The organism is Streptomyces sp. NWU339 (assembly GCF_003143855.1).
GTDB lineage: Bacteria > Actinomycetota > Actinomycetes > Streptomycetales > Streptomycetaceae > Streptomyces.
Genome location: NZ_QFRK01000013.1, coordinates 245587 through 252107 on the forward strand (window position 1 = coordinate 245587; position 6521 = coordinate 252107).

The window sequence follows — 6521 nt, forward strand, 5'->3', positions numbered from 1 at the left end:
ATGGGGATCGGAATACTTTCCACCGGCTCCTATCTGCCCAAGCACGAGGTGGGCAACGAGGAGGTCGCCGAACGCGTCGGCGTCACCGCGGAGTGGATCGAGCGCAAGACGCAGATCCGGTCGCGGCGCTACGCCGCCCCGCACGAGGCGACGTCCGACCTGGCGGTGAAGGCCGCCGAACGGGCGCTGGAGCAGGCGGAGCTGACCGCGGACCAGGTCGACTACGTCATCGTCTCCACCTCCACCGGGGACTTCCCGCAGCCGCCCACGTCATACCTGGTACAGCACATGCTGGGCGCCTACGGCGCGGCCTGCTTCGACGTCAATGTCGTATGCAGCGGCTTCGTCTACGCGCTGTCGCTGGCCCACAGCCTGGTGGCCGTGCGGCCGGACGCCCGGGTGCTGGTGATCGGGGCGGACGTGTACTCCCGGATCCTGGACTTCACGGACCGCAAGACGGCGGTCCTGTTCGCCGACGGCGCCGGGGCCGCGGTCGTCGGGGCGGTGCCGGAGCCGTACGGGATCATCGCGAGCGACCTGTCCAGCCGCGGCGACGCGCATCACCTGATCCGTGTCGAGGCGGGCGGCAGCCGCAATCCGGCGTCGGCGGCGACCGTCGCGGAGGGCGGCCACTTCTTCAGGATGGACGGCCGCGGAGTACGTGACTTCGTCGCCGAGCACGTGCCGCCGGCGCTGATCGCGCTGGCGCGCAAGGCCGGGGTGGACATCGGCGCGGTCGACCACTTCGTACCGCACCAGGCCAACGGCGTGATGCTCGGCGAGGTCGTCGAGCGCGCGGGGCTGGGCGCCGCGCAGACGCACCGCACGCTGATCAGGTACGGGAACGTCGGCAGCGCCTCGGTGCCCGTCGCACTCGACGAGGCCAACCGCACGGGAGCGCTGTCGCCGGGGGACCTGGTGCTGCTCGCCGGGTTCGGCGGCGGCATGTCGATCGGAGCATCACTTGTGACCTGGGGGGCCCGCACATGACCACATCCACGCAAAGCGCCGGCGCGGACATCGACCGGGTGGGTGTCGTCGGCAGCGGCATCATGGGCACCGGCATCGCCGAACTGTGCGCGAAGGCCGGGCTGAACGTGACGGTCGCGGTGTTCTCCGAGTCGTCGCTGGTGACGGCGCCGCAGCGGTTGGCGGCGTCCCTCGACCGGGGCGTGACCAAGGGCAAACTGACCGCGCAGGAGCGCGACGCGGCGCTGGGCCGGGTGTCGTTCACCCGTGATCTCGGGGAGCTGGCGGACCGCCGGCTGGTGATCGAGGCGATCAAGGAGGACGAGCAGCTCAAGCTGGACCTGTTCGCCGTCCTCGACAAGATCGTCGAGGACCCCGACGCGATCCTGGCGACCAACACGTCCTCGATTCCGGTTGTCCGGCTCGCCGCCGCCACCCGGCGCCCGGGCCAGGTGCTCGGCATGCACTTCTTCAACCCGGCGCCGGTGCTGCCGCTCGTCGAACTCGTCGCCTCGGTGCTGACGGACGAGGCGGTGAGCACGCGGGCGCTGGTCTTCGTCCGCGACGTCCTGGGCAAGAAGCCGATCGCCTCGCCGGACCGGGCGGGCTTCCTCGTCAACGCGCTGCTGTTCCCGTATCTGCTCTCCGCGATCCGGATGGTCGAGTCGGGCCTGGCGACGGCCGAGGTCGTCGACCAGGGCATGGTGCAGGGCTGCTCGCATCCGATGGGGCCGCTGCGGCTCGCCGACCTCATCGGCCTGGACACGACCGTGTCCATCGCGCAGGCCATGTACGAGGAGTTCAAGGAGCCGCTGTACGCACCTCCGCCGCTGCTGCTGCGCATGGTCGAAGGCGGTCTGCTGGGCAAGAAGTCCGGCCGAGGCTTCTACACGTACGCGTGACACCGTCCGCGGCGGCGCGGAGCAGGTCCCGCCGCCGCGGACTGGGTTTCGTGGGCACGTTTCCGCGCGCAGGGGCTGCGCCGCGCTCGGTTGCCGAAGGCGGAGCCGCACACGGCCACTGCACCCGGGGCCGTGTGCGGCGGACCGGCACGGTACGGAATCGAGCCCGTCGCCGTCGCAGGACCACTGCCGGAGGCCGGGAGCGCCGTCGCGGACCGGACGCCACAGGGCCCCGTCCGAGGCTGCTGGGCGGCTCGGTGTCCGGGCGGGCGCGTCTCGGATCGGCGAGTGCGAGCGCGGGAGTTCGGTCAGCCGGGCAGCCGCAGGTGCCCGGTCTTCCCGGTGGTGGTCGACCATCCCGTAGCGGGTGGCGGATTACCACTCCCGAGAGGTTGACGGGTAGTCAGGAAGCGGCGGCTTCGGCGAGCAGCCCCTCGGTGACGGCCGCGGCCACCGCGTCGAGGTGGTCGAAGAGGTAGAAGTGGCCGCCGGGAAAGACCTTCAGAGCGACGTCGCCGCTGGTGTGCTCCCGCCATGTCTGAGCCTCCTCGACCGTCACCACCGGGTCGCGGTCCCCGACCAGGACGGTCATCGGAGCGACGAGCGGTTCTCCCCCGCGCCAGTTGTACGTGCCGAGAGCCCGGTAGTCGGCTCGCAGCGCCGGCAGCACCATCTCCATGACATCAGGGTCGTCGAGTATGGACTGATCGGTACCGCCCAGCCTGCGTACCTCGGCCAGCACGTCGGTGTCGTCGTAGAGGTCGTAGCGAGCAGTGGTCCGGACGTCCGGCGCGCCCCGGCCGGAGAGGAACAGTCGTTGGGGGACCGGTAGTTCGCCCTGGGCGAGCAGCCGGGCCGTCTCGAACGCGACGAGCGCGCCCATGCTGTGGCCGAACAGGGCGTACGGCCGTTCGGGGTCCGCGGCCAGTACGTGGGTCAGCTCCTCGGCCACCGCCTCGACGAGCTGGGCCAGGTCCGTGAACGGTGCCTCGCGGTACCGGTCGTGGCGCCCCGGGTACTGCACGGACAGCACGTCGAAGTCCGCAGGCAACGTATGCGCCAGGGGCTTGTACGCCACCGCGGAGCCTCCCGCATGCGGGAAGCACACGAGCCGTGGCCCGTTCCCCGCGGTAGTGAAGCGCTGGAACCACGTGCTGTCCACAGTTGGTGTATCCCTTCGTCTGTGCCGGCCGACCGGTCAACCGTCCGACCGCACCCGGCGCTGGACACTTGAACACACTCCGACTGCCGGATCTGCCGCTGCTCGGTACACCGACCGAACCGGCAGCGGGCGGAGAAACGTCCCGCCGGTGCCCTCGGGGGATGTGGGGCACCGGCGGGCAGTCCAGTGCCCCGCGAGGGTTCGAGCCCGTCCGTGTCGGAGCTCACGACCTGAGCATCCAGCCCCGTCCTCGACGGATGCTCGCAGGGCGGTGGAGAGCCTGCGCGGCCACAGTCGGCCGCCTCCCCCACGTGCCCGCTCAAGCCCACATGGGGCGACCGCACGAGCGACTCTCTATCAGTGATGCGTAGCCTCCGGCCAGGTGCATGACCCTGCACCGCAACGCGTGTCCGCCGACGTGTCTGCCTGCGCTTGCGGACCAGCACCGACAGGAGCCGACACAAGTATGTCCGTGGAAGCCACTGCCCCTGGCATGACAGGGGCGTGTGACAAGGAAGTCCGTCGTCTGGACCGGGTGATCATCAGGTTCGCGGGGGACTCGGGTGACGGCATGCAGCTCACCGGTGACCGCTTCACCTCGGAGACGGCGTCGTTCGGCAACGACCTGTCGACGCTGCCGAACTTCCCGGCCGAGATCCGCGCCCCGGCCGGCACCCTGCCGGGTGTCTCGTCCTTCCAGCTCCACTTCGCCGACCACGACATCCTCACCCCCGGTGACGCGCCGAACGTGCTGGTCGCGATGAACCCGGCCGCGTTGAGGGCGAACATCGGGGATCTGCCGCGCGGCGCGGAGATCATCGTCAACACGGACGAGTTCACCCGGCGGGCGATGCAGAAGGTCGGGTACGACAGCAACCCGCTTCAGGACGGTTCGCTCGACGGCTACAGCCTTCATCCGGTGCCGCTGACGACCCTGACGGTGGAGGCGCTGAAGGACTTCGACCTCAGCCGCAAGGAGGCCGAGCGCAGCAAGAACATGTTCGCGCTGGGGCTGCTGAGCTGGATGTACCACCGGCCCACCGAGGGCACGGAGAAGTTCCTGACCTCGAAGTTCGCCAAGAAGCCGGACATCGCGGCGGCCAACATCGCCGCGTACCGGGCGGGCTGGAACTTCGGCGAGACGACGGAGGACTTCGCCGTCTCCTACGAGGTGGCCCCGGCCACCACGGCGTTCCCGCCGGGCGTGTACCGCAACATCTCCGGCAACCTGGCCCTGGCGTACGGCCTGATCGCGGCCTCCCGGCAGGCGGACCTGCCGTTGTTCCTGGGCTCGTACCCGATCACGCCGGCCTCGGACATCCTGCACGAGCTGAGCCGGCACAAGAACTTCGGTGTGCGGACCTTCCAGGCCGAGGACGAGATCGCCGGCATCGGCGCCGCACTGGGCGCGGCCTTCGGCGGGTCGCTCGCCGTGACGACGACGTCCGGCCCCGGCGTGGCCCTGAAGTCCGAGACGATCGGTCTCGCGGTCTCGCTGGAGCTGCCGCTGCTGATCGTGGACATCCAGCGCGGCGGCCCGTCCACGGGCCTGCCCACCAAGACCGAGCAGGCGGACCTGCTCCAGGCGATGTACGGGCGCAACGGCGAGGCCCCGGTCCCGGTCATCGCGCCGCGCACGCCGGCCGACTGCTTCGACGCGGCCCTGGAGGCGGCCCGGATCGCGCTGACCTACCGGACCCCGGTGTTCCTGCTCTCCGACGGCTATCTGGCCAACGGCAGCGAGCCGTGGCGCATCCCGGACCCGGAGGAGCTGCCGGATCTGAGCGTGCAATTCGCCCGCGGCCCCAACCACACAATGGACGACGGCACCGAGGTGTTCTGGCCGTACCGGCGGGACCCGCACACCCTGGCCCGGCCGTGGGCCATCCCGGGCACCCCGGGTCTGGAGCACCGGATCGGCGGCATCGAGAAGCAGGACGGCACCGGCAACATCTCCTACGACCCGGCCAACCACGACTTCATGGTGCGTACCCGGCAGGCGAAGGTCGACGGCGTCGAGGTCCCCGACCTGGAGGTCGACGACCCGGACGGCGACGCCAGGGTGCTGGTCCTCGGCTGGGGCTCCACCTACGGGCCGATCACCGCGGCCGTACGGCGCATCAGGGGCGCGGGGGGCGCGATCGCCCAGGCCCATCTGCGCCATGTCAACCCCTTCCCGCGGAATCTCGGGGAGGTCCTGGAGCGTTACGAGAAGGTGGTGATCCCCGAGATGAACCTCGGGCAGCTCGCCACGCTGGTGCGGGCGAAGTACCTGGTGGACGCGGACTCGTACAACCAGGTCAACGGCATGCCGTTCAAGGCCGAACAGCTCGCCACGGCTCTGAAGGAGGCCATCGATGGCTGAGACGTCCACGGAAGGCGGGGGCACGGTCGACGCGCTCTCCTTGGTGCCCAGGGCCGAGGGCAAGCAGTCCATGAAGGACTTCAAGTCCGACCAGGAAGTGCGCTGGTGCCCCGGCTGCGGCGACTACGCGGTCCTCGCCGCCGTGCAGGGCTTCATGCCCGAGCTCGGACTGGCGCGGGAGAACATCGTCTTCGTCTCCGGCATCGGCTGCTCGTCCCGCTTCCCGTACTACATGAACACCTACGGAATGCACTCCATCCACGGCCGCGCCCCCGCCATCGCGACGGGCCTGGCGACGTCCCGGCGCGACCTGAGCGTGTGGGTCGTCACGGGTGACGGGGACGCGCTGTCCATCGGCGGCAACCACCTGATCCACGCGCTGCGCCGGAACGTCAATCTGAAGATCCTGCTGTTCAACAACCGGATCTACGGCCTCACCAAGGGGCAGTACTCGCCGACCTCCGAGATCGGCAAGATCACCAAGTCGACGCCGGTGGGCTCGCTGGACGCGCCGTTCAACCCGGTGTCGCTGGCCCTCGGCGCGGAGGCGTCCTTCGTGGCCCGCACCATCGACTCGGACCGGAAGCACCTGCAGTCGGTGCTGCGGGCGGCGGCCGCCCATCCGGGCACGGCGCTGGTCGAGATCTACCAGAACTGCAACATCTTCAACGACGGCGCCTTCGAGGTCCTCAAGGACCGCCGGCAGGCCGAGGAAGCGGTGATCCGGCTGGAGCACGGCAGCCCGATCCGCTTCGGCACCGCCCAGGCGAAGGGCGTSGTGCGGGACCGGGCCACCGGCGATCTGAAGGTGGTCGCGGTGACCCCGCAGAACGAGGCGGAGGTCCTGGTCCACGACGCGCGCTCGGCGTCGGCGACCACCGCGTTCGCGCTGTCCCGGCTCGCCGATCCGGACACCCTGCACCAGACCCCGATCGGCGTCTTCCGCTCCGTGGACCGCCCGGTGTACGACACGCTGATGGCCGAGCAGTTGGACGACGCCGTCGAGCGGCACGGCAAGGGCGAGCTCGGCGCGCTGTTCGCGGGCAACGACACCTGGACCGTCGTCGGATGAGCACCGCCGGCTGACCGTCTTCGACCACCCGCCCCTCAGGGGCCCGAGGCC

At 70.3% G+C, this 6521-nt stretch carries 5 protein-coding genes; 4 read left to right on the forward strand and 1 reads right to left on the reverse strand.

Translation table 11 applies throughout. The features are described from left to right. Together DIZ27_RS18640 and DIZ27_RS18645 are read left to right on the forward strand one after the other, a co-directional pair. Positions 1-990: a 3-oxoacyl-ACP synthase III family protein gene (locus DIZ27_RS18640; protein WP_109379549.1), complete on the forward strand. Its 990-nt coding sequence runs from the start codon at positions 1-3 to the stop codon at positions 988-990. Continuing rightward, positions 987-1871 carry a 3-hydroxybutyryl-CoA dehydrogenase gene (locus DIZ27_RS18645; RefSeq protein ID WP_109379550.1) on the forward strand — a complete coding sequence of 295 codons (885 nt, stop codon included), beginning with the start codon at positions 987-989 and terminating at the stop codon, positions 1869-1871. The genes DIZ27_RS18640 and DIZ27_RS18645 overlap by 4 nt, the downstream gene beginning before the upstream one ends. Before the next feature lie 403 nt (positions 1872-2274). On the opposite strand, the gene DIZ27_RS18650 is transcribed toward DIZ27_RS18645, so the two are convergent. Next, positions 2275-3033 (reverse strand): thioesterase II family protein, encoded by a 759-nt coding sequence (locus tag DIZ27_RS18650; protein ID WP_109379551.1) that lies wholly within the window; start codon positions 3031-3033, stop codon positions 2275-2277. Positions 3034-3499: 466 nt separating this feature from the next. Here DIZ27_RS18650 and DIZ27_RS18655 point away from each other — a divergent pair, with 466 nt between their 5' ends. Next, complete coding sequence (locus DIZ27_RS18655; protein WP_309074872.1) at positions 3500-5398, forward strand: 2-oxoacid:acceptor oxidoreductase subunit alpha; 1899 nt, start codon at positions 3500-3502, stop codon at positions 5396-5398. Next, positions 5391-6470: a 2-oxoacid:ferredoxin oxidoreductase subunit beta gene (locus DIZ27_RS18660; RefSeq protein ID WP_109379553.1), complete on the forward strand. Its 1080-nt coding sequence runs from the start codon at positions 5391-5393 to the stop codon at positions 6468-6470. The genes DIZ27_RS18655 and DIZ27_RS18660 overlap by 8 nt, the downstream gene beginning before the upstream one ends. The last annotated feature ends 51 nt before the right edge of the window (positions 6471-6521 follow it).